We start from the raw sequence: 22,240 nt of genomic DNA, 5'->3' as shown, positions 1-22,240 counted from the left end.
GGGATACGCAGGTGTTCGAGGAGCTGATCGGGCGAGAGCACGCGGCCGGGGTGCTGCGGGGCCAGATCGAGCGGGCCGTGGCGAGCCACGGCGGCCTGGTGCTGGTCACCGGCGAGGCGGGGATCGGGAAGACCGCCCTCGTCACGGGCGCGGCGGAGGAGGCCCGGCGCCTGGGGGCGCTGGTGCTCTCCGGCGCCTGCTGGGACTCGCAGAGCGCGCCGGGGTACTGGCCGTGGGTGCAGGTGGTGCGCGGCATGCGGCGCGCGGCGGGCGCCGAGGCGTGGGCGGCGGCCCGCGAGGCGGCGGGCGGCGCGCTGGACACGCTGCTCGGCGAGACCACCGCAGGCGCCGGCCACGGCGGCACGGCCCACAGCGGCGCGGCCCACGACAACGCCCGCGACAACGCCCACGAGGCGGGCGCGGGCGGCGGGCCGGGCGGGAGCCCCGCCGAGCCGGGCGGCGACAGCTTCGAGCTGTACGACGCCGTGACGACGCTGCTGGTCACGGCCTCGCACGAGCGGCCCGTCGTGGTGATCCTGGAGGACCTGCACTGGGCCGACGCCGCCTCCCTCCGGCTGCTGCACTTCGCCGCCCAGCACGCCTGGTTCGAACGCCTGCTGCTGGTCGGCACCTACCGCGAGACCGAGGGCGAGGTGGAGGCGCCGCTCGCGGCCAAGGCGACGACGGTCGGGCTGACCGGGCTGGATGCCTCCGGCGTCGCCGCGCTGATCGCCCGCACCACCGGCCGCGAGCCGGACGCCGGACTCGCCGCCGAGGTCCACCGGCGCACCGGCGGCAACCCGTTCTTCGTCGAGCAGACCGCCCGCCTGTGGCAGAGCCGGGCCCACGGCCCGGACGCGCTCACCGCCATCCCGCCCGGCGTACGCGACACCGTGCGCCGCCGCCTGTCGCTGCTGCCCCCGCCGGTCGCGGAGCTGCTGACCGGTGCCGCCGTGCTCGGCCGGGAGTTCCACCGGTCGCTGCTGGCCGCCGTCCAGGCCACGCCCGTGCCCGAGGTGAACCGGCTGCTGGACCAGGCGGTGGCCGCCCGGCTCGTGACGCCGCTGGGCGCGGGCCGCTTCGCCTTCGCCCACGACCTGGTCCGCGAAACCCTCTACGAGGAGCTGGAGCCGGACGCGGCCGAGCCGGACGGGGCGGGGGAACGCGCCCGCCGCCACGCCGCCGTGGTACGCGCCCTGGACCGGCAGCCTGTGCTCGTCGAGCGCTGCGGCGTGCTGCCGGCCGAGCTGGCCCGCCACGCCCGCCTCGCCGGCGGCGGGCTGCCGCCGGCCCGCGCGTTCGAGCTGCTGCGCGCCGCCGCCACCGACGCCGGGGGCCGGATGGCGTTCGAGGAGGCCGCCGGCCACCTGCGCCGGGCGTACGAGCTGGCCGCCGGCGTCCATCCCAAGCAGCGGATGACGACGGGGCTCACCCTCGCCCTCGAGCTGCACCACCTCGGCGGCGAGGACGCGGCCGCCGAGGCGTGGCGGGTCTACGAGGAGGTCGTCGCCGAGGCCCGGGCCCTGGACGACGTGGAGGTGCTGGCCCGGGTCGCGCTGTCGCTCTACCAGGCTGGCTACTGGCTCGGCTCCAAGGCCGGTGACGGCCACCGCAGGCTCACCTCCCAGCTGCTGCGGGAGGCCAGCGGCCGCCTCGGCTACCTGCCGACGCCGGACGCCTCGAACAACGAGCTGGCCCGCGAGCTGACCGTGCGCAGCGAGGCGCTGGCCCGGCGCGGCGCCGACGACGACGCGCTCGGCTTCAGCCTCTCGGCCCGCCACGACGCGATCTGGGGCCTGGGCACGGCGGCGGAGCGTGAAACGATCACCGACGAGATGATCGCCGTGGCCCGGCGCACCCAGGACCGGGATCTGGAGCACTTCGGCATGTCGCTGCGCTGGGTGGCGCTTCTGGAACAGGGCGATCCGCGCTACCTGGAGCAGTTCCTGGAGTTCGTGGCCGTCGTCGAAAGCCTCGGCGTCCCGCGCTACCACTTCTCCTCCGCCATCGACCAGTGCATCATCGCCACGCTCCACGGCCGGTTCGAGGAAGCGGAGGAACTGCAGCGTCAGGCGATGGAGATGGGCGACCACGCGGACGACCACCACGAGCACTTCGCGTTCTTCGGCATCCACCTGCGCTGGGCGATGCTGCTGCTCCAGGGCCGCTTCGGCGAACTCGACGAGCTTCACGCCGCGCCGACCACCAGGCGCCTGTACCGCAACCCCGAGATGATCGCGGGCATCACGGCGGCGCAGCGCGGCGACGCCGCCACCGCGATCCGCCTCCACGCCGAGATCGCGGCGCGCGACAGCGAGCCGCCGCGCAGCGTGCGCCCGCTGTGGCTGCGCCTCCAGGCGCAGGCGGCGGCCGCCTCGAAGGACCCGGTGCTGTGCGAGCGGGTGCGCGCCGCCCTCGCCCCCTATGCCGAGGCCGGGGCCTGGGCGGTGTCGATGTGGGGCTTCGACGTCAGCGGCCCGATGGTGCTGTGGGCGGCGGAGGTGGACGCGGCCGAGGAGCGGTGGGACGCGGCGGTGGCGGGCTTCGCCGAGGCCGCGCGTGCCGCCGACCGGCTCGGCGCCCGGCCGTGGTCGGTCGAGGCCCGCGCCCGCCTGGCCCGGGCGCTGGCCGCCCGCGCGGGCCCGGGCGACGCGGCGGCAGCGGCGGCGCTGGCCAACGACGTGGCCCACGACGCCGAGGAGCTCGGCATGCGCCACCTCCTCGGCGACGCCCCGAACGCCCAGGAGCCGGCAGTGGCCGAGGCGACGGTGGAGCCGCAGGCAGGGGCGGGGGCGGAGGCGGAGAAGGAGTTCCGCTTCGACGGCACGGTCTGGTCGCTGCGCTTCGCCGGGCGCCTGGTCCACATGCCCGACGCCAAGGGCCTGCGCGACCTGCACCGCCTGCTCGCCAGCCCCGGCACCGACATCCCGGCGGCCGAACTGGCCAGCCCCGAGGGCGACCCCGAGGCCACGGCCGCCCGCCGCATGGGCGGCGACCCGGTGCTGGACGAGGAGGCAAAGGCCCGCTACCGCGCCCACCTCACCCGCCTCGACGAGGAGATCGACCGGGCCACCGGCCTCGGCGACGACGAGCGCGCGGCCCGCCTGGACGCCGAACGCGCCGCGCTGCTGGCCGAGCTGCGGGCGGCGGCCGGCCTCGGCGGGCGCACCCGCCGCCTGGGCGACGAGGCGGAGCGCGCGCGGAAGACGGTGACCGCCCGCATCCGTGACACGCTCCGCCGCCTCGACCAGCGCCACCCGGAGCTGGCCGCCCACCTCCGCGCCGCCGTCAGCACCGGCACGCACTGCGCCTACCGGCCAGACGCCGCCACCGACTGGCGCCTGTGACGGGCTACTTGCGGTTGTACAGCCGCATGGTCAGCGTGCCGAAGACCGCTATCAGCACGGCCCCGGCCACCGCCACCCAGCCGATCTCGCCGACGTCGGCCCCGGACAGGCCGCCGTCCATCAGGCTCCGCGCCGCAGCCACCAGATGCGTGACCGGGTTGACGTCGACGAACGCCTGGAGCCAGCCGGGCATGGTCTCGGGCTCGACCATGATGTTGCTGAGGAAGGTCAGCGGGAACAGCACCATCATGCTCACGCCCATGACCGACTTCTCCGAGCGCAGCAGCAGCCCGAACATGGTCCACACCCACGAGAAGGCGAAGGAGAACGCCACCACGAGCAGGATCCCGGCGGCCACGCCGAGCGGCCCGCCGTCCGGCCGGTACCCCATGATCAGGCCGACGATGAAGATCACCAGCGAGGCCATGGTGTAGCGGAACGCGTCGCCCAGCAGGTACCCCACCATCGCCGAGGGCCGCCACACCGGCAGGGTGCGGAAGCGGTCGAAGACACCCTTGGCTATGTCGTTGTTGACGGCGACTCCGGTGTACATCGTCGTCATCACCACGCTCATCACCATGATCCCCGGCAGCAGGAACTGCAGGTACTCGCTGGTCGAACCGGCGATCGCGCCCCCGAAGAGGTAGGTGAACATCAGCGTCATCATGACCGGGAAGACAGTGACGTCGAAGAGCTGCTCCGGCACGTGCTTGATCTTCAGCATCGCCCGCCACCCGAACGCGGCGGAGGCCGCGAGCGCGCTGGGCCTTGGCGGGCGCTCCCCCGTGGCGAGCACGGCCTGAATCGCCTCGGCGGCCGGCACGTACGCCTCTTCGGCCGCCTCCTGCTCGTTCTCCTTCGACGGCTTTTCCTTCGTCGTCGTCGCGGTGCTCACGCCGCCACCTCCTTCTGCTCCTCAAGATCCTTGCTCTTGTCGCTCTTGCCGCTCTTGCCGCTCTTGTCCGTCAGCGCGAGGAAGACCTCGTCGAGGCTGGGCTGCCCCAGCGAGAAGTCGTCGACCGTGATGCCGTGGTGCGCCAGCTCCGCCAGCGCCCGCGAGGCCCGGTCCGCCGCCCCGGCGTCACCCCCGCCGTTGGCCATCACCCGGGCGGTCAGCGCCACCGGGTCGCCGTCGAGCTGCACCTGCGTGCCCAGCGCCTGGCTCATCAGCCGCTGCGCCTCGGCCCTCTGCCCCGGGTCGCGCAGCCGCACGTGCACCGCGCCCGCGCCGACCGACGACTTCAGCTGCCCCGGCGTGCCCTCGGCTATCACCTTGCCGGAGTCGATCACCGCGATCCGGCTCGCCAGGTGGTCGGCCTCGTCCAGGTACTGCGTGGTGAGCAGCACGGTCGTGCCCCGCTGCACCACGGCCCGGATGATGTCCCACACCTGGTTGCGGGCGCGGGGGTCGAGCCCGGTCGTCGGCTCGTCGAGGAACAGCAGGTCGGGCGTGTTGAGGATGCTCGCGGCGATGTCGAGCCTGCGGCGCATGCCTCCCGAGTAGTTCTTCACCTGCCGCCCGGCGGCCTCCGTCAGCCCGAACGCCTCCAGCAGCTCCGCGGCGCGCGCCAGCGCGCCGGGCTTGCGGTGGCCGAGCAGCCTGCCTATCAGCACCAGGTTCTCCGTGCCTGTCAGGTCCTCGTCGAGCGAGGCGTACTGCCCGGTCAGACTCACCCGCGAGCGCACGGCGTCCGCCTCGCGCACCACGTCGAGCCCGAAGACGCGCGCCTCGCCGCCGTCCGGGCGCAGCAGCGTGGCCAGCATCCTCACCGTCGTCGTCTTGCCCGCGCCGTTGGGCCCGAGCACGCCGTACACGGTCCCGGCGGGAACGGCCAGGTCGACGCCGTCGACCGCCCGATTCTCGCCGAACACCTTGACGAGCCCGGACGTCTCGATCGCCAGCCCGCCGTTGTCGCCACTCATCTCCTCATCTCCTCTGTGCGTTCTCACTGTTCTCCGCTCGGGTCATTGGGTAGACCGCCGCCGCGCCCGGAACTAAGCGACGTACGGCCGGCGTATTCGCGCTTCCCGCAACGCCAGCCCCCACCAGGCCAGTTCGTCCAGCAGCACGCTCGCCTCGCGCTCCAGCTCGCTCAGCGGCTCGCCCGTCGCCACGCCGCCCCCCGCCAGCAGGTCGAGGCTCACCCCGTCCCGCATCGTCACGGTGTGCAGCTCGGCGAAGACGCACCTGAGCGCCTCCACGGCGTACAGCCCGTGGGACCGGCTGCCGTACGACACGAAGCCCACGGGCTTGGCATGCCACTCCTCGTAGGCGTAGTCGATGGCCTGCTTGAGCGAGGCCGGGAAGCTGCGGTTGTACTCGGGCGTGACCACGGCGAACGCCTCGGCGCGCGCCACGGCCTCGGTGAACCGCACCATCTCGGGCGTCGGCTCCCTCGGGAGCCGCACCGGGAAGCGGAACTCGGCCAGGTCCAGGACCTCGACCGCGACGCCTCCCCGCCGCCGCGCCCGCTCCGCGAACCACGTCCCGATGCGGCCCCCGGCCCTCCCCTCCCGGGTGCTCCCGACGAGCACCGCCAGCCGCAGCGCCGCCGCCTCGGCCGCCGTGTCCCCCGCCATCACGCCGCTCACCTCCTCGCGTTCCGCGCTCACCTCCTAGGCGCGAGACGGGCCGCCAGGCGTCCGCTAGATCCGATCTAGCGGAGCCGCGTCCACCGCCAGACGACGACGCCCAGTCGACGACCGCCAGACGTGAGGCGTTCGCGATGCGCCGTCCGGCTCCCCGGGACGCCGCCGACCGGTAGCTTCGACCGCATGCGTGCGATCACGATTCCCCAACCCGGAGGCCCCGAGGCGCTGGTCTGGGACGAGGTGCCCGACCCCGTCCCCGGGCCCGGCGAGGTGCTCATCGACGTCGTCGCCGCCGGCGTGAACCGGGCGGACGTGCTGCAACGGCAGGGGTTCTACGACCCGCCGCCGGGCGCCTCGCCCCACCCCGGCCTCGAATGCTCGGGCCGGATCGCCGCGCTCGGGCCGAACGTCGCCGACTGGTCCGTCGGCGACGAGGTGTGCGCGCTGCTCGCGGGCGGCGGATACGCCGAGCGCGTCGCCGTGCCCGCCGGGCAGGTGCTGCCGCTGCCGGAGGGCGGCCGGGTCGACCTGGTCTCCGCCGCCGGGCTGCCGGAGGTCACCTGCACGGTGTGGGCCAACGTCGTCACCACCGCCGGCCTGCGCCCCGGCGAGACGCTGCTGGTGCACGGCGGCGGCAGCGGCATCGGCACCATGGCGGTGCAGCTCGGCAAGGCCATCGGTGCCCGCGTCGCGGTCACGGCGGGCAGCGCGGCGAAGCTGGCGCGCTGCCGCGAGCTGGGCGCGGACATCCTCATCAACTACGTGGAGCAGGACTTCGTCTCGGAGCTGGAGAGCGCCACCGACGGCCACGGCGCGGACGTCATCCTGGACATCATCGGCGCGGCGTACCTGGCGGCGAACGTCCGCGCGCTGGCGACCGGCGGGCGTCTCGCCGTGATCGGCCTCCAGGGCGGCGCCAAGGGCGAGTTGCCGCTGCGCGCCCTGCTCGCCAAGCGCGGCAGCGTCCACGCCTCCTCGCTGCGCGCGCGGCCGGTGGCCGAGAAGGCGAGCGTGGTGGCGGCGGTGCGCGAGCACGTGTGGCCGATGGTGGCGGACGGGCGCGTGCGCCCGGTCGTTGACCGGCTGCTGCCGCTGCCGGAGGCCGCGGAGGCGCACCGCGTGATGGAGACCGGGGACCACACCGGGAAGATCATCCTGACGCGCTAGTTCCCGCGCCGCGCCGCGCCGGGTGTCCGAGATGCCGTTTTGTCTCTGATATGTGACGCTTGTTGCATCGTTGGGCGGAGGCTACGACGGAGGACCGGGAACCGTGAGGGCGTGGGCGGGTATCGCAGTGGCCATGGCGGCGGCCGCGGCCACCCTGGCACCCACCACGGCGGGCGGGGAGGACGACGGACGCGCGCGCGTGCCCATCCACGCCCGCACCCACGCCCAGGCGCAGTACGCCCAGGCCCAGACGGACACCGACCGGGAACCCGAGCAACGGGACCCCGAGCAACGCCCGCGGCCGCGCGAGGCGGCGCGCGAGGAGACGTCCGCATATCCCGCGCCCGGCTCGCGGGCCGCCACCGTCCGCTACAGCGAGCCCGTCGTCCCGGTGCTGCCGCTCGGCGCCGGCCTGACCTGCCTCGGCGTGGGCATAGCCATCATCGGCCTGCGGATACGCAACGGCTGACCCTCTGCGTATACGCCGGCCCGCCCGCCGTACATACGCTCGGGTATACATACGCGGTATGTCCATCCGTTACGGACTCCTCGCCCTCCTGGACGCCGGACCCCGCTACGGCTCGCAGCTCCACGCCGCCTTCGAGTCCCGCACCGGAACCGCCTGGCCCCTCAACATCGGCCAGGTGTACACCACACTCGGCCGCCTGGAACGCGACGGACTGATCGCGCCCGCCCCCGGCGGCGACCCCAAGCAGCGGCCGTACGCCCTCACCGACGCGGGCCGGCGCGAGCTCGCCGCGTGGTTCGCCCGGCCCGTCGACCGCACCCGTCCCGCCCGGGACGAGCTGGCCATCAAGCTGGCGATGGCCGTCGCCACCCCGGGCGTGGACGCCGCCGCCGTCATCCGGGAGCAGCGCCGCCACACCACCCGGGCCCTGCGGCACCACACCCGCCTCAGGGCCCGCGCGCTGGCCGCCCCGCCCGAGTCCGCCGACGAGACCGCCTGGCTGCTGGTGCTGGAACGCCTCGTCGCCGACGCCGAGGCCGAGCTCCGCTGGCTGGACCACTGCGCCTCCCGCCTCACCGCCTCCTGAGCGCCCGAGCGCCCAAGCGCCCGCGCGCGCCCGTTTCCGCCAAACCTCGTCACGCCAGTCAACAACCACGTCACGATCACAGGCGACGATCGTCATCTACTCTCCTACCGAAGCGATAGGAAAACCGATGGCCACCGCTCCCGTACCGCCCGTGCTGCACCTCACCGGCGTCACCCAGCCGCCCGCGCTGCCCACCCCCCTCGACCTCACCGTCCACCCCGGCGAATTCGTCGCCGTCCTCGGCACCCCCGGCTCCGGCAAGTCCACCCTCCTCTCCCTCGCCGCCGGCCTGTCCGCCCCCGCCACCGGCCACATCGCCATCGACGGCGCCGCCCTCGCCACCCTCCCCCGCGCCGAGCTCGTCAGGATCTGGCTCGATCGCGTCGCCCGCGTCCCCCAGGACGCCGACACCGCCCTCGACCCGCACCTCACCGCCGCCGAGAACATCGCCCTTCCCCTGGAGCTGTCCGGCGAGGGCGCCCGCACCGCCCGGCAGCGGGCGCTGACGATCCTCTTCGAGATGGAGCTGGGCGAGATCGCCGAACGCCGCCCCGCCGAGATCTCCGGCGCCCACCGCAAGGCCGTGACCGTGGCCCGCGCCCTGGCCGGGGAACGCCGCCTGGTGCTGGCCGACGAGCCCACCGACGGCCTCGACGGCGAGATCGCGGACACCCTCCTCGCCCTCCTGCGCATGCGCCGCCCCGCCGGAGCCGCCGTGCTCATGACCACCAGCGACCCGGACCGGGCGGCCTGGGCGGACCGGATCGTCCTGCTCCGCGAACTGACCCCTACCCGCCAGGCGGGATGAGGCGCGCCGGCCCGGCGATGCATCATGGAGGCATGACTCAGCCGAGGAACGAACCACCGCAGGACAGCCCCCAGGTGCTGGTCGTGGGGCCGGACGGGATGGCGTTGAGCAACGTCGCCCCCAAGGGCCACGGCAGCGGCGAGGCCGGCGAGGGGGAGGAACGCACCGAGACCCCCCTGACCGAGATGGTGGAACAGCCGGCGAAGGTCATGCGGATCGGCAGCATGATCAAGCAGCTGCTGGAGGAGGTGAAGGCCGCGCCGCTTGACGAGGCCAGCCGGGCGCGGCTGAAGGAGATCCACGCCAGCTCCGTCAAGGAGCTGGAGGAGGGCCTGGCGCCGGAACTCGTCGAGGAGCTCGACCGGCTCTCCCTCCCCTTCACCGAGGGCACCGTCCCGACCGACGCGGAGCTGCGGATCGCCCAGGCCCAGCTCGTCGGCTGGCTGGAGGGACTCTTCCACGGCATCCAGACGGCGCTCTTCGCGCAGCAGATGGCCGCCCGCGCGCAGCTCGAACAGATGCGCCGCGCCCTGCCGCCCGGCGTGATGGGCGGCGGCGAGGGCGAGCAGCTGGGCGAGGAGGCACGCGGGCCGCGCGCCTCCGGCCCCTACCTGTGACGCACAACGCCCCACCCGTGCCCGTCGTGTCTCAACTGCCGTTCGCGTAGCATCGATTACGGGGGATGACGCTGCGTCGAACGGATCGGGGGAGAGCGATGGCGACGACGGACGTCCGGATCAGCGTGCACGCCGACGAGGGAGGCGGCGGGGGCGACGGACGAGATGGTCGAGACGGGCGAGACGGGGCGGCGCGCGGCGTACGCGGGGCGGCGGGCGAGGCCGCGGACGCCATGCTCGCGCTGGAGAGCTGGCTGCGGGACGAGCCGGAGCTGCGCGGCCGCGTCAGGCCGCTGCGGGCCGCGCCCAGGGCCGGGGAGATGAGCGGCGGCCTCGTCGAGGCGTTGGCCGTCACCCTGGCGACCGGCGTCTCCGCCGCGCTCGTGCGTTCCCTGCCGATCTGGCTGAAGCAGCGGCGTTCGCGCGTCGAGATCGTGCTGAAGAAGGACAGCGGCGAGACCATCCGCGTCACGGCCGACAACGTGCGGCGCGGGGACGCCGAGGAGCTCATCCGCAAGGCGCTGGACTGAGCGGCCGCGGACGGGTCGGCGCCGCGTAATGACGCCGCGCACGCGCGGCGCCCTGCCTCCGTGGGCGCCGCGTGCGCGATGTGTTCTGTGGGGTCGGTCAGAGGTCGCTCAGGGGTCGCTCAGAGGGCGGTGTACTCCTGAACGGTGCCGTCCACCCAGGTGACGATCAGCGTGGAGCCGCTCATCTCCAGCGTCGCGCTCATCGCCTCCCACGCCACCGAGCCGAACTTCGTGCAGTAGTCCAGCGTGATCGCGCCGTCGGTCGCGGTGCCGGAGCACACGTCGCCCTCGGGCTCGGTGTTCTCGATGAAGGACACGGTGCCGGAGCTGACCGACAGCGAGCTGTCCGCCGACTCGTAGCCGGTGTACCAGGAGCCCTCGAGGTCCGCGACCGTGGGGACGGCACCGCCGCCACCGCCCGTGGTGCCGCCACCGCCGGTGGTGCCGCCACCGGAGCCGCCGCCGCTGCTGTCGTCAACCGGCGGCTCTTCCCCGCCCCCCGTCGTCTCCTCCGGGCCGGGGATCTCGATGTCCTCCAGACCCTCCAGGTCATCCGGGTTCGGAGTCTGCTCGCCGCCGTTTCCGCCCGACAGGCCCGGCAGGCTGCCGCCCTCGGCGCCGAACGGCGCGTCTCCTTCCTCGCCGCAGCCGGTGAGCGCGAACGCCGCCGCAGCCGCCACGGCGGGCAGCGCCAGCCTCAGCCGCCGCCGCGTCCGTGTACGTATCGCCTTGCGCATGGGGTTCCCCTCGTTGCAGAACTCATCGAGCCAGTCCGCGCAGATTATCTGCTCGCACGAGGGGGTAGAGAAAATGGTTACGCCCCCGTGTCATTGAACGTCGAACTGGCACGAATGTAATCACCGAGTGGACGGGGACCGGAAGGGGGGTGCGGCCGCGGCCTCGCGGCGCCGGCGCAACGGCCGTGACGCGGCATCAGCCTACCCCCAGCCCTCGCGCCCCCGCCCCCGGCCCCGACCCCTCAGCCCCAGGTGAGCAGCCGCCTCGGCTGCTCCAGCACGGCCGCCACGTCGGCCAGCAAGCGCGAGCCCAGCTCGCCGTCGACCAGGCGGTGATCGAAGGAGAGCGCGAGCGTCGTGACGTGGCGCGGCCTGACCTTGCCCTTGTGCACCCACGGCTGGAGCCTGATCGCGCCGAACGCGAGGATCGCGGACTCGCCGGGGTTGAGGATGGGCGTGCCGGTGTCGATGCCGAAGACGCCGATGTTGGTGATGGTGACCGTGCCGCCGGACATGTCGGCCGGGGTCGTACGCCCCTCCCGCGCGGTGGTGACCAGCGCGCTGAGCGCGCGGGCCAGTTCGGGGAGGGACTTGGCGCCCGCGTCCTTGATGTTGGGGACGATGAGACCGCGCGGCGTGGCGGCGGCGATGCCGAGGTTGACGTAGTCCTTGTAGACGATCTCCTGGTTCTCCTCGTCCCAGGAGGCGTTGACCTCCGGGTTGCGGCGGATGGCGAGGAGCAGCGCCTTGGCGACGAGGAGGAGCGACGTCACGCGCAGGCCGGCCATGTCGGGGTCCGTCTTCAGCCGCTCCACGAGCCGCACGGTGCGGGTGACGTCGACCGTCACGAACTCCGTGACGTGCGGCGCGGTGAACGCACTCCCCGCGACGGCCTGCGCGGTCGCCTTGCGCACCCCCTTGATCGGCACGCGCCGCTCCCGCTCGGCGGGGGGCGCGGCAGGCTCCGCCGGGGCCCGCGCGGCGGGAGCCTGCGGCGCGGGAGCCTGCGGCGCCGCGGCGGCGGCGTGCACGTCCTCCCGCGTGACGACCCCACCGGGCCCACTCGGCGCGACGCCGGCGAGGTCCACCCCGAGATCCTTGGCCAACTTCCGCACGGGCGGCTTGGCCAGCGGCCGCGCGACGCCCCGCGCCGTCGGCGTCACCCCGGGCATCCCGGGGGCGACGGCCCCCGGCACCTCCACACCCGCCACGGCGGCCCCGACGGGGCGGCGAGCCTCCGCGGGCCGCGTGGCAGGGCCGCCGGGAACGGCGCCCCCCGCCGCGGCCTCCTCGGGGGCCGGGGCCCCCACCTCCGCCGCCTCCGCCTGCGGCGCGCCGCCCCGCGCCTTCCGCTTGCGGCGTTTCGGCGTGCCGTTGGCCACGCCGTATCCGACGAGGACGGGCTGGCGGCGGGTCTCCGCCGCCTCCTCCGTCCCGGGGGCGGCGGCCTCGGGGGCCGCCTCGCCGCCCTCCGCCGGGCCCGCGCCGGGGTCCGTGTCGACGGTGATGATCGGCGTTCCCACGTCCACCGTCGCGCCCTCCGCGAAGTGGATCTCGTGGACCTGGCCGTCGTACGGGATCGGCAGCTCGACCGCCGCCTTGGCGGTCTCGACCTCCACCACCATCTGGCCGTCCGTCACCGCGTCACCCGGCTGGACCAGCCACCTGAGAATCTCGGCCTCGGTCAGGCCCTCCCCCACATCCGGCATCGTGAACTCGCGGAAGCGCCCCGCAGCAGCAGCCATCCTCACGGTCTCCTCAACTCAGTACGCCAGCGCGCGATCGACGCCGTCCAGGATGCGGTCCAGGCCGGGCAGGAACTCCTCCTCCAGCCGGGCCGGGGGATACGGCGCGTGGAAGCCGCCGACGCGCAGCACCGGGGCCTCGAGCTGGTAGAAGCAGCGCTCCGTGACGCGGGCCGCCACCTCCGCCCCAGCGCCGAAGAAGACGGGGGCCTCGTGCGCGACGACCAGGCGCCCGGTCTTCGCCACGGACGCCGTCAGCGTGTCGAAGTCGATCGGGGAGATCGACCGCAGGTCGACCACCTCCAGCGAACGCCCCTCCTCCTCGGCCGCTGCCGCCGCCTGCAACGCCGTCTTCACGGTCGGACCGTACGCCGCGAGCGTGAGGTCCGTGCCGGGCCGCACCACCCGCGCCGCGTGCAGCGGCCCGGGGATCGCCGCCCGGTTCACCTCGCCCTTGTCCCAGTAGCGGGACTTCGGCTCGAAGAAGATCACCGGGTCGTCGCACTCGATGGCCTGCCGCAGCATCCAGTAGGCGTCGGAGGAGTTCGCGGGCGTGACGATCTTCAGGCCCGGCACGTGGGCGAAGAGCGCCTCCGGACACTCGCTGTGGTGCTCGACGGCGCCGATGCCGCCCGCGAAGGGGATGCGGATGACGACGGGCAGCCTGACCATGCCCAGGGCGCGCGCGTGCATCTTCGCCAGCTGCGTCACTATCTGGTCGTACGCGGGGAAGACGAAGCCGTCGAACTGGATCTCCGCCACCGGCCGGTAGCCGCGAAGCGCCAGCCCGATGGCGGTGCCGATGATGCCGGACTCGGCGAGCGGGGTGTCGATCACCCGCTCCTCCCCGAAGTCCTTCTGCAGGCCGTCGGTCACCCGGAAGACGCCGCCCAGCTTGCCGACGTCCTCGCCCATGACCAGCACCTTCGGGTCGCTCTCCAGGGCGGCGCGCAGCGCGTTGTTGACCGCCTTCGCGATCGGCATCGTCTCGACGTTCTCGACGTTCTCGACGCTCGCGACGTTCTCCACGGCCTGCTCCCTGGTCGTCTCGTTCCCGGTCATCTCAGCGCGCCTCCTCGAACGAGGCCGCGTACGCCGCGTACTGCGCGCGCTCCTCGTCGACCAGGGAGTGGCCGTCGGCGTACACGTGCTCGAAGATCGCCATGTTGTCGGGGTTGGGCATGGTGCGGATCGCCTCCCGCACGCGCCGCGCCAGGGCGTCGCTCTCCTCGTCCAGGCCGGCGAAGAACGCCTCGTCGGCCGCGCCCTGAAGGTCCAGGTGGCGGCGCAGCCGCAGGATCGGGTCCCTGCCCTGCCACGCCTCCTCTTCCTCCTTGGGGCGGTACCGGCTCGGATCGTCGTTCGTGGTGTGGGCGCCCATGCGGTACGTGAACGCCTCGACCAGCATCGGGCCCTGGCCGGTGCGCACGTGCTCGGCGGCGGCGCGGGTCACGGCGAGGACGGCGAGCACGTCGTTGCCGTCGACGCGGACGCCGGGGAAGCCGAAGCCCGCGGCGCGGCGGTAGAGCGGGACACGGGTCTGCCGCTCGGTCGGCTCGGAGATCGCCCACTGGTTGTTCTGGCAGAAGAACAGCACGGGGGCGTTGTAGACGGCCGCGAAGGTGAAGGACTCGGCCACGTCGCCCTGGCTGGAGGCGCCGTCGCCGAAGTACGCCACGACCGCGATCTCGGCGCCGTCCTTGGCCGCGCCCATGGCGTAGCCGGTGGCGTGCAGGGTCTGCGCGCCGATGACGATGGTGTAGAGGTGGAAGTTGTGGGCGTTGGGGTCCCAGCCGCCGTGGTTGACGCCCCGGAACATGCCCAGCAGGCTCGTGGGGTCCACGTCGCGGCACCAGGCGACGCCGTGCTCGCGGTAGGTGGGGAAGACGTAGTCGCCCTCGCGCAGCGCGCGGCCGGAGCCGATCTGGGCGGCCTCCTGGCCGAGCAGGGAGGGCCAGAGGCTGAGCTCGCCCTGGCGTTGCAGGGTGGTCGCCTCGGCGTCGAAGCGGCGGGTGAGGACCATGTCGCGGTAGAGGCCGCGCAGCTCCTCGGGCGTGATGTCGATGGCGTAGTCCGGATGCTCGACCCGTTCGCCTTCCGGGGTGAGCAGTTGCACCATCTCGGCGGGTTGTGCGGCGTTCACGGTCACTCGTGCTCCTCCGTCATTCCGGCCCCCGGGATCCGCCGGGCGGCCAGTGCGGTCCGTTCGGCTCGGGCGGCGCGCTTCGGGTGGGCGCGGCGCGATCGAACCGAGCGGTTGATGCTTCCCGTTCGTGTCCCGTTCTACGCGCCCCATGAGAGCACGGTTTCCAGCGGGACCACAACCCGCAAAAGCACCTCTGACCTGCGGTTTTACCTGGAAGTCCAAGTATCTGGCCCGCAGGTGCTCCGGTGGGCCGTGGAACGACGCTGGTCCAAGCCTCGCAGGGCACCAGGACTCTTGCACGTTAACCCGGCCACGCGGGCTCGGGAAGGCTGTGTGACACTGGCAGTGTGCGGCAAGACGGAAAAATCACCGTATTCCTCGTCGATGATCACGAGGTGGTGCGCCGTGGCCTGCACGAGCTGCTGTCGATGGAGCCCGACATCGACGTCGTCGGGGAGGCGGGCACGGCGGCGGACGCGACCGCGCGCATCCCCACGGCACGGCCGGACGTGGCCGTGCTGGACGTCCGGCTGCCCGACGGCAGCGGCGTCGAGGTGTGCCGGGACGTGCGCGCCCGGGACGAGTCGATCCGCTGCCTGATGCTGACCTCCTACGCCGACGACGAGGCGCTCTTCGACGCGATCATGGCCGGCGCCTCCGGGTACGTGCTGAAGGCGATCGGCGGCTCCGAGCTGCTGTCGGCGGTGCGGGACGTGGCGGCCGGGAAGTCGCTGCTGGACCCCGTGGCCACGCAGCGGGTGCTGGAGCGGCTGCGCGGCGGCGGGGAGGGCGACGACCGGCTGGGGCGGCTGACCGACCAGGAGCGGCGCATCCTGGACCTGATCGGGGACGGGCTGACCAACCGCGCGATCGGCGAGGAGATGCACCTGGCCGAGAAGACGATCAAGAACTACGTCTCCAGCCTGCTGGCCAAGCTCGGCATGGAACGCCGCAGCCAGGCGGCGGCCTTCGTGGCCCGCCGCCAGGCCGAGAAGCGCCGCTAGCGCGACCGGGTCCCACTAGGTCCCATCGGACGGGGCACTCACCGGCAGACTCTCCTGGGCCCACGTCGCCAGCAGCCGCAGCGCGGTCTGAGACGGTGAGCCTTCCTCCACCGTGTGAGCGATCAGCGCTTGGTCCGGGTCGTCGGGGAGCCGCAGCGTTTCGAACGCAAGGTCGAGTTCGCCGACTACTGGGTGCCGGTAGACGTACCGTCCGTGGGTCTTGTCCTTGAGCTGATGTTCTGCCCATGCTTCGCGGAACTCCGGGCTGGCGGCGGAGAGCTCGTCGAGCAGCGCCGCCGTCTGCGGGTCGTCCGGGTGGCGTCCGGCGTCGAGCCGGAGGTAGGCGGCCACGTCGCTCGCCTTGCCGCGCCAGTCGGCGTACAGGCTGCGCATCCCCTCGTCCCGGAACACCAGGCGGGCCAGGTTCCGCTGCCGGGGCGGCAGCGCGCCGAAGTCCGTGATCAGTGCCGCCGCGAGCCGGTTCCACGCCAGGACGTCGGTGTTACGGCCGACGATGTACGCCGGCACGTCGGCCGCGGCGTCCAGCAGCCGGCGCAGCCCCGGCCGCACCCGCTGCGATGGCGCCGGCCCGTCCTGGCGGTCCGAGTCCGACCACGGCCGCGCCAGCCGGTACAGATGCTCGCGTTCCACCGCGTTCAAGCGCAGTGCACGGGCGACGGAGTCCAGCACGGCCTCGGAAAAGTGCAGGGTGCGTCCCTGCTCCAGGCGAACGTAGTGATCCACGCTCACCCCGGCCAACCGGGCCAGCTCCTCCCTGCGCAGACCAGGAACACGCCGCTGGCCGCCGTAGTCCGGCAGCCCCAGCTCTTCGGGCCGCAACCTGGCACGCCGGGATCGGAGGAACTCACCCAGTTCCGCGCGCCTGTCGAGTGCCATGCGACAAGTATCCCTGTCGCGCTCCCCCCTCGCGCCGCTCCAGCCTGGTCATGCCGTGCCCAGGCACCGGGTGCCACTGGGTGGACCGCCGCCGGACGACCAGAGTGAGGGGCACCGGAACGGTTCCGGCCCAAAGGCGCCGCCCGTAGTGCCTGACACCCACGAAGGGAGCATTGCGTCATGACCGCCACTGACCTCCCCACCCGTCCCCTCGGCCGCGCCGATATGGACGTCACCCGCCTCGGGTTCGGCTCCTGGGCGGTGTCCGGATCCGGCTCGGCGTCATCGGCCGGGCCCTCACCGATCACGCCCGGCGCGGGCACTGGCCCCGCCCGCCCGTAACCATCCACCACCGCGCACGGAGATCACGCCAGCATGTCAAGGATGTCCCTCACCATCGTCGCCGAGTGCCTGGCCGCGCCCGGACAGGAGGACCGGCTCCGCACCGCCCTGGAGGCGATGATCGAGCCGTCCCTGGAAGAACCCGGCTGCCTCGCCTACCGCCCCTACACCGACCCCAACAACTCGGCGCGCATGGCGATCATCGAGGAATGGACCGGCCCGCAGGCCCTCGCCGAGCACTTCACCACTCCTCACTTCCGCCACGCGAAGCAGGTGCTGGAACGTGTCCTGGCCGAGCCGATGGCCATCCGCAAGCTGGTCGCCGCTCCCGCCGACTGACGCGCGCTGCCGTGCGACGCTCCCAACGCGGGCTCCGGCAGGCTTGGGCAGGCTTCGGCAGTCCCCGCCCCCGTTCAGTCGCAGAAGGCGTCACGCACCGCCGTGCCGTGCGTCGTCCACCAGCCCACCAGCGCGGACGCCGCCGGGAACTGGGGGTCCGCGCGGTGGTCGCCCCGCTCGTAGTGCCAGCGCAGCATCCAGAAGTCGTTCAGCCGCTCCCACCACACCCGGTTCACCGCCGCCGCCATCTCGGCCGGGTCGGTGCACGTGCCGTGGCGGTACGCCCGGGCGTACGCGCGTACCTTCGGCAGCTCCAGGCTCCCGTCCGGGCACAGGAAGAAGATCGCGGCGGCGCGGACGACCTCCTCCGCGCGGGGGCGTATGCCCAGCCGGTCCCAGTCGATGATCGCCGCGGGCTCCGGCTCCGCGCCGGAGCGCTCGTCGCGGTAGAGCAGGTTCAGCGGGTGGAAGTCGCCGTGCACCCAGCCGGAGGCGGGGGTCTGCGAGGGCCCTGGGCGGCGGTGGGCGTACGCGCGCAGCAGGGCGCGGCGTTCCTGCAGCCGGTGCTCGGCGAGGGCGTCGAAGGCGTTCCTGCGGGGGCGGCAGCGGACGCGGGCGAGCAGCCGGTCGATGAGGGCCTGGGTGTCGGCCGGGTCGGCCGCGCCGGCCGCGGCGGCCGCGACGGTGACGGCCGCCGACGGGCCTAAGGGGATCGCCACGGGCCCGACGTGCCCCCTGATCTGCCCTATCACGTCCTCCAGCCCCCGGTGGACCCGGCCGAGCAGCGCGCCGAGGCGGCGGCAGTCGGGCGGGGTGAGCTCGCCGCCGACGCGGTGGCGGCCCTCGACCCAGGGGTGGAGGGCGTAGCGGCAGCCGGCGTGCCAGGCCACGGTGTGGCCGTCGCGGTCGGCCAGCGGCGGCGCCACCGGCAGGCCGAGGGTGGCGAGGGCGGCGGTGGCGCGGTGCTGCTCCGCCAGCGGGGGAACGGAGGCCGCGCCCGCGTCGCCGTCGATGTCGTCGAGGTGGTGCTTGAGGAAGAAGCGCCCCCGGGTGGTCGCGAGCCGGTAGCCCCGGTTGAGCAGGCCCTCGGTGAGCGGTTCGCAGGCCAGGGCCTCACCGGCGCCGTAGCGGCGCAGCAGGGCGGTGAGGGTCCGCGCGGATAGCGGCATCAGGGATCAGACGGGCGATTCGGCGATTCGGCGATGCGGCGACGAGCTTCGGCGGTGAGCGTCAGCGATCAGGGGACCGTGCCGTCGACGGTGCCCTCCTCCTCGGTGGGGGTGGGGTCGGCCGTCGTCGGATCCTCGGTCGGCTCCTCGGTCTCGGTCTCCACGTCGGTGGGGGTGGGCTCCGTCTCCGACTCGGTCGCCTCGGGAGTCGTCTCCTCGGTGGTCTCCGGCGCGGTCGGCTCCGTCTCCGTCACCGTCGGGCTGGGCAGCGTCTCCGTCTCCTCCGGCGTGGTCTCGGGGGGCGTCCAGACATCGTCGTCCTCGCCGCTGTCCTCGTCCGTGGTCTCCGCCGCCGGGTCCGAGCTGTCCTGGCCCTGGCCCTGGTTCTCGGCCTCGTCCGGGTTCTCGTCGGTGGGGTCGTCGGTCTGCGAGGTGTCGTCGGTGCTGCGGCCGCCCTCCTCCTGCCCGCCGCCGAGGTTGGCGGCGACCAGCACACCGGTGCCGATGGCCACCACGGCCAGCAGCGCGACGAGGATCATCCGGCCCCGGCGGCGCCCGTCGGGGCCCGGGTCGCCGTGTCCGCCATGCCCGCCGCCGCCCGGGTCGCCGAGCAGCATCGGGGGCCGGATCTGGCTGGTGATGGCGGTGGGCGGCGTGCTCGGGCCGCGCCGCCCGGGAGCGGTGACGGCGGGGCTGCCCATCGGCGGGGTGGCGCCGGTGCCGCCGGGCACGGCCGGTCCGGTGTTCCACAGGCCGCCGGTGTGGCTGCCGTGCTCCTCCAGCATCCGCAGCGCGTACTGCACCAGGCCGCGCATCTCCTCGGCGGTCTGGAAGCGGTCGTCGGGGTCCTTGGCGAGGGAACGCACCACCAGCCCGTCGAGCTCGGGCGGCACGCTGGCGTTGACCTCGGACGGCGGGGGGGCGATGTCCTGCACGTGCTGGTAGACGACGGCCAGCGGGGTCTCGCCGACGAACGGCGGGCGCAGCGCCAGCAGCTCGTAGAGCAGGCAGCCGACGGCGTACAGGTCGGAGCGGGTGTCGACGGTCTTGCCGAGTGCCTGCTCGGGGGAGAGGTACTGCGGGGTGCCCATCACCATGCCGGTGGCGGTCATGGTCTGGGCGGCGCCGTGCAGGGCGCGGGCGATGCCGAAGTCCATCACCTTGACGGTGCCGGTCTCGGTGATGATGACGTTGGCGGGCTTGATGTCGCGGTGGACGATGCCGTGCTGGTGGCTGTAGGCGAGGGCCTCCAGCACGCCGGAGACGATGATCAGGGCCTGCTCGGGCGGCGGCGCCTCGGCGTTGAGCAGCAGCTCGCGGATGGTGTGGCCGTGGACCAGCTCCATCACCATGTACGGCACCATGCTGCCGCGGCCGGCGCCGGGCAGCGGCATGAACTCCTCGCCGGAGTCGTATACGGCGACGACGGCGTGGTGGTTGAGGCCGGCGACGGACTGGGCCTCGCGGGTGAAGCGGGCCTTGGAGACGGGGTCCTCGGCGAGGTCGGCGCGCAGCAGCTTCACGGCGACGGGCCGGCCGAGGCGGACGTCCTCGGCGGCGAAGACCTCGGCCATGCCGCCGCGGCCGAGGCGGTGGGTGAGCCGGTAGCGGCCCTCGCCGACCAGCCCGTTGTTGCCGAACAGCTCCGGGGCATCCGGGACTTCCGGCGTTTCGGATGCCCCTGACACGCCGGGGGTGCGGGGCGTCCCGGGCGCGTCGGGCACGTGGCCGCCGGCCGCCTCGGGCTCGCGGTCGCCCGAGCCCGCGGCGCCTCGCTCCTGTGCCATCAGTCCTCGCCGTTGTGTGCGCTTTGTTCCCAGCCTCAATCGCCCCCGCCATCAAACCCGCTCCGGGACCGCGATGACAAGTTGAGACCTCAGCGGCCAGGAGCGGCCGGTTGCGGCCAGGAGTGGCTGGAGTGGCTGGAGTCACGGAACGGACAACGCGCTTGACGTGAAAAGGCGCTCGGGCAGACTTGCAACGCACACACAACCGGCGCGGAGCCGCCGCGAGGGGGAACAGACAGATGAGTGACCACGCCGCACCACCGCCCGCGGATTACACGGGCCGCGCAGTGGGAGGCGGGCGCTACGTGCTGCGACAGCTGCTGGGCCGGGGCGGCATGGCGTCGGTGCACCTGGCCTGGGACACGGTGCTGGAGCGGCAGGTCGCGGTCAAGACGATGCACGCGCAGCTCGGCACCGAGGGCGACTTCCGGCAGCGGTTCAAGCGCGAGGCGCAGGCCGTGGCGAAGCTCACGCACACGAACATCGTCTCGGTCTTCGACACCGGCGAGGACCTGATGGACGGCTCGCCCGTGCCGTACATCGTGATGGAGTACGTCGAGGGCAAGCCGCTGCGCACGGTGCTGGAGGAGGACATGGCCCGCTTCGGCGCCATGCCGCCGGAGAAGGCCCTCGCGATCACGGCGGACGTGCTGGCCGCGCTCGACATCAGCCACGAGATGGGCCTCGTCCACCGAGACATCAAGCCGGGCAACGTCATGATCACGCGGCGCGGCGTGGTGAAGGTCATGGACTTCGGCATCGCGCGGGCGATGCAGCAGTCCGGGGTGACCGCCATGACGCAGACCGGCGCGGTCGTCGGCACCCCGCAGTACCTCTCCCCCGAGCAGGCCCTGGGCCGGGCGGTCGACGCCCGCGCCGACCTGTACTCGGTGGGCGTCATGCTCTTCGAGCTCCTCACCGGCCGGCTGCCGTTCGACGCCGACACCCCCCTCGCCATCGCGTACGCCCACGTGCAGGAGGAGCCGCCCACGCCCTCCTCGATCAACGCCTCGCTCACGCCCGCGATCGACGCGCTGGTGGCGCGGATGCTGGCGAAGAATCCCAACGACCGGTTCCCGAGCGCCGAGGTGCTGCGCGGCGAGGTGCAGCGGCTGGCGGGCGCGGCGAGCGGCGTGACGCCGCAGATCGTGCCGGGCGCGCACACGCCGGGCAACAGCGGGGCGGGCGTGGCCCAGGCGGTCTTCCCCGAATACGGAACGCCGGGTGCGGCGGGCGCGGCGGGCGCGGTGGGCGCGCAGACGCCGCCGCAGACGCCCGGACTGGCGGGGCCGGCGGGCCCCGCGGGCCCGTACGGACCGCACACGCCGCCGCGTACGCCCGCGCCCCCGGCGGCGTACGGCTACCCGGGCCCGCAGACGCCCTCCACCCCGCTGCCGTACGGCCCCGGCGGGCACACGCCGCCGCCCGGCCCGCCGGGGGGCAGGCGCGGCACCGGCACGGTGATGGTGGTCGCCGCCTCCGTGGTGGCGATCGCGCTGGTGGCGGCGATCGCCGTGGTCGTCATCCTCAACAACGGCGACGGCAACGCGCAGGCCGACGACGAGGAGACCACGCAGTCCGGCGAGCCGACCGGCGAGAAGACCGGGGAGACGACCCCCTCGCCGACGGGCGAGGAATCCCCGCGCTACCAGACCGGCGACCCGACCAAGACCATCGACGCCTCCGAGTGCACCGACGCCGACGAGTGGTACGACCAGGACGCCGAGCCCGGCGCGGTCACCATGCCGGACTTCTACGACGTGCACATCGACTCGGTGAAGGCGTGCATCCAGGCCGCGGGCTGGTTCTACGAGGAGGAGCTGACCTACAAGGACGAGGTGCTCAAGGGCGAGGGCATGGTGGTGGAGCAGTCGCCCGAGGCGTGGGAGCCCTTCAACCCGGAGGAGGACACCATCGAGCTGACGGTCTCCACCGGCCTGGAGCCGACCCCCTGAGCC

General features: G+C 73.6%; 21 protein-coding genes. 11 read left to right on the top strand and 10 right to left on the bottom strand.

Annotated elements, in window-relative coordinates; all coding sequences use genetic code 11:
* Window positions 1-11 precede the first annotated feature (11 nt).
* Window positions 12-3,347 (top strand): ATP-binding protein, encoded by a 3,336-nt coding sequence (locus ACTWQH_RS18590; protein ID WP_443287730.1) that lies wholly within the window; start codon window positions 12-14, stop codon window positions 3,345-3,347.
* A gap of 4 nt (window positions 3,348-3,351) precedes the next feature.
* Here ACTWQH_RS18590 and ACTWQH_RS18585 read toward each other — a convergent pair whose 3' ends face one another.
* The 3 genes from ACTWQH_RS18585 to ACTWQH_RS18575 form a co-directional block, all read right to left on the bottom strand.
* Window positions 3,352-4,242, bottom strand: coding sequence for an ABC transporter permease (locus ACTWQH_RS18585; protein ID WP_443287729.1), 891 nt, complete (start codon window positions 4,240-4,242; stop codon window positions 3,352-3,354).
* Entirely contained in the window at window positions 4,239-5,270 is a 1,032-nt protein-coding gene (locus ACTWQH_RS18580) for an ATP-binding cassette domain-containing protein (RefSeq protein WP_443287728.1), read from the bottom strand. The genes ACTWQH_RS18585 and ACTWQH_RS18580 overlap by 4 nt, the downstream gene beginning before the upstream one ends.
* A gap of 72 nt (window positions 5,271-5,342) precedes the next feature.
* On the bottom strand, window positions 5,343-5,927 hold the full coding sequence (locus ACTWQH_RS18575; protein ID WP_443287756.1) for an NADPH-dependent FMN reductase: 585 nt from the start codon (window positions 5,925-5,927) through the stop codon (window positions 5,343-5,345).
* A 195-nt stretch (window positions 5,928-6,122) separates the two neighbouring features.
* Here ACTWQH_RS18575 and ACTWQH_RS18570 point away from each other — a divergent pair, with 195 nt between their 5' ends.
* The 6 genes from ACTWQH_RS18570 to ACTWQH_RS18545 all read left to right on the top strand — a co-directional run bounded on the left by ACTWQH_RS18570 (window position 6,123) and on the right by ACTWQH_RS18545 (window position 10,116).
* Window positions 6,123-7,106: an NAD(P)H-quinone oxidoreductase gene (locus ACTWQH_RS18570; RefSeq protein WP_443287727.1), complete on the top strand. Its 984-nt coding sequence runs from the start codon at window positions 6,123-6,125 to the stop codon at window positions 7,104-7,106.
* 133 nt (window positions 7,107-7,239) lie between these two features.
* Entirely contained in the window at window positions 7,240-7,575 is a 336-nt protein-coding gene (locus ACTWQH_RS18565; RefSeq protein ID WP_443287726.1) for a hypothetical protein, read from the top strand.
* Window positions 7,576-7,633: 58 nt separating this feature from the next.
* Window positions 7,634-8,161: a PadR family transcriptional regulator gene (locus ACTWQH_RS18560; protein WP_443287725.1), complete on the top strand. Its 528-nt coding sequence runs from the start codon at window positions 7,634-7,636 to the stop codon at window positions 8,159-8,161.
* A gap of 127 nt (window positions 8,162-8,288) precedes the next feature.
* Window positions 8,289-8,969, top strand: coding sequence for an ATP-binding cassette domain-containing protein (locus ACTWQH_RS18555; RefSeq protein WP_443287724.1), 681 nt, complete (start codon window positions 8,289-8,291; stop codon window positions 8,967-8,969).
* 32 nt (window positions 8,970-9,001) lie between these two features.
* On the top strand, window positions 9,002-9,586 hold the full coding sequence (locus ACTWQH_RS18550; protein ID WP_443287723.1) for a bacterial proteasome activator family protein: 585 nt from the start codon (window positions 9,002-9,004) through the stop codon (window positions 9,584-9,586).
* 98 nt (window positions 9,587-9,684) lie between these two features.
* Window positions 9,685-10,116, top strand: coding sequence for an effector-associated constant component EACC1 (locus tag ACTWQH_RS18545; RefSeq protein ID WP_443287722.1), 432 nt, complete (start codon window positions 9,685-9,687; stop codon window positions 10,114-10,116).
* Window positions 10,117-10,235: 119 nt separating this feature from the next.
* Here the strand turns inward: ACTWQH_RS18545 and ACTWQH_RS18540 are convergent, their stop codons facing one another.
* The 4 genes from ACTWQH_RS18540 to pdhA form a co-directional block, all read right to left on the bottom strand.
* On the bottom strand, window positions 10,236-10,853 hold the full coding sequence (locus ACTWQH_RS18540; RefSeq protein WP_443287721.1) for a hypothetical protein: 618 nt from the start codon (window positions 10,851-10,853) through the stop codon (window positions 10,236-10,238).
* A 242-nt stretch (window positions 10,854-11,095) separates the two neighbouring features.
* The gene (locus tag ACTWQH_RS18535; RefSeq protein WP_443287720.1) at window positions 11,096-12,598 is read right to left on the bottom strand and encodes a dihydrolipoamide acetyltransferase family protein; all 1,503 of its coding nucleotides are present in this window, start codon (window positions 12,596-12,598) and stop codon (window positions 11,096-11,098) included.
* Window positions 12,599-12,616: 18 nt separating this feature from the next.
* Complete coding sequence (locus ACTWQH_RS18530) at window positions 12,617-13,582, bottom strand: alpha-ketoacid dehydrogenase subunit beta (RefSeq protein WP_443287755.1); 966 nt, start codon at window positions 13,580-13,582, stop codon at window positions 12,617-12,619.
* Window positions 13,583-13,661: 79 nt separating this feature from the next.
* On the bottom strand, window positions 13,662-14,894 hold the full coding sequence (pdhA, locus tag ACTWQH_RS18525; protein WP_443287719.1) for a pyruvate dehydrogenase (acetyl-transferring) E1 component subunit alpha: 1,233 nt from the start codon (window positions 14,892-14,894) through the stop codon (window positions 13,662-13,664).
* 197 nt (window positions 14,895-15,091) lie between these two features.
* On the opposite strand from pdhA, the gene ACTWQH_RS18520 reads away from it, so the two are divergent.
* Window positions 15,092-15,748, top strand: coding sequence for a response regulator (locus ACTWQH_RS18520; protein ID WP_443287718.1), 657 nt, complete (start codon window positions 15,092-15,094; stop codon window positions 15,746-15,748).
* Between the two features lie 15 nt (window positions 15,749-15,763).
* On the opposite strand, the gene ACTWQH_RS18515 is transcribed toward ACTWQH_RS18520, so the two are convergent.
* A complete protein-coding gene (locus ACTWQH_RS18515) occupies window positions 15,764-16,645 on the bottom strand; it encodes a helix-turn-helix transcriptional regulator (protein WP_443287717.1) in 882 nt (293 codons plus the stop codon).
* A gap of 180 nt (window positions 16,646-16,825) precedes the next feature.
* Between ACTWQH_RS18515 and ACTWQH_RS18510 the strand changes: the two genes are divergently transcribed.
* Window positions 16,826-16,987, top strand: coding sequence for a hypothetical protein (locus tag ACTWQH_RS18510; protein ID WP_443287716.1), 162 nt, complete (start codon window positions 16,826-16,828; stop codon window positions 16,985-16,987).
* 42 nt (window positions 16,988-17,029) lie between these two features.
* Entirely contained in the window at window positions 17,030-17,326 is a 297-nt protein-coding gene (locus tag ACTWQH_RS18505; RefSeq protein ID WP_443287715.1) for a putative quinol monooxygenase, read from the top strand.
* A 74-nt stretch (window positions 17,327-17,400) separates the two neighbouring features.
* Here the strand turns inward: ACTWQH_RS18505 and ACTWQH_RS18500 are convergent, their stop codons facing one another.
* Both ACTWQH_RS18500 and ACTWQH_RS18495 read right to left on the bottom strand, forming a co-directional pair.
* Window positions 17,401-18,495, bottom strand: coding sequence for a phosphotransferase (locus ACTWQH_RS18500; RefSeq protein ID WP_443287714.1), 1,095 nt, complete (start codon window positions 18,493-18,495; stop codon window positions 17,401-17,403).
* Between the two features lie 68 nt (window positions 18,496-18,563).
* Window positions 18,564-20,282: a protein kinase domain-containing protein gene (locus ACTWQH_RS18495; RefSeq protein WP_443287713.1), complete on the bottom strand. Its 1,719-nt coding sequence runs from the start codon at window positions 20,280-20,282 to the stop codon at window positions 18,564-18,566.
* 239 nt (window positions 20,283-20,521) lie between these two features.
* Here ACTWQH_RS18495 and ACTWQH_RS18490 point away from each other — a divergent pair, with 239 nt between their 5' ends.
* On the top strand, window positions 20,522-22,237 hold the full coding sequence (locus ACTWQH_RS18490; protein WP_443287712.1) for a protein kinase domain-containing protein: 1,716 nt from the start codon (window positions 20,522-20,524) through the stop codon (window positions 22,235-22,237).
* The last annotated feature ends 3 nt before the right edge of the window (window positions 22,238-22,240 follow it).

Source organism: Streptomyces sp. 6N223 (genome assembly GCF_052246635.1).
Taxonomy (GTDB): domain Bacteria; phylum Actinomycetota; class Actinomycetes; order Streptomycetales; family Streptomycetaceae; genus Streptomyces.
This window is presented reverse-complemented; position numbering and strand designations above follow the sequence as displayed.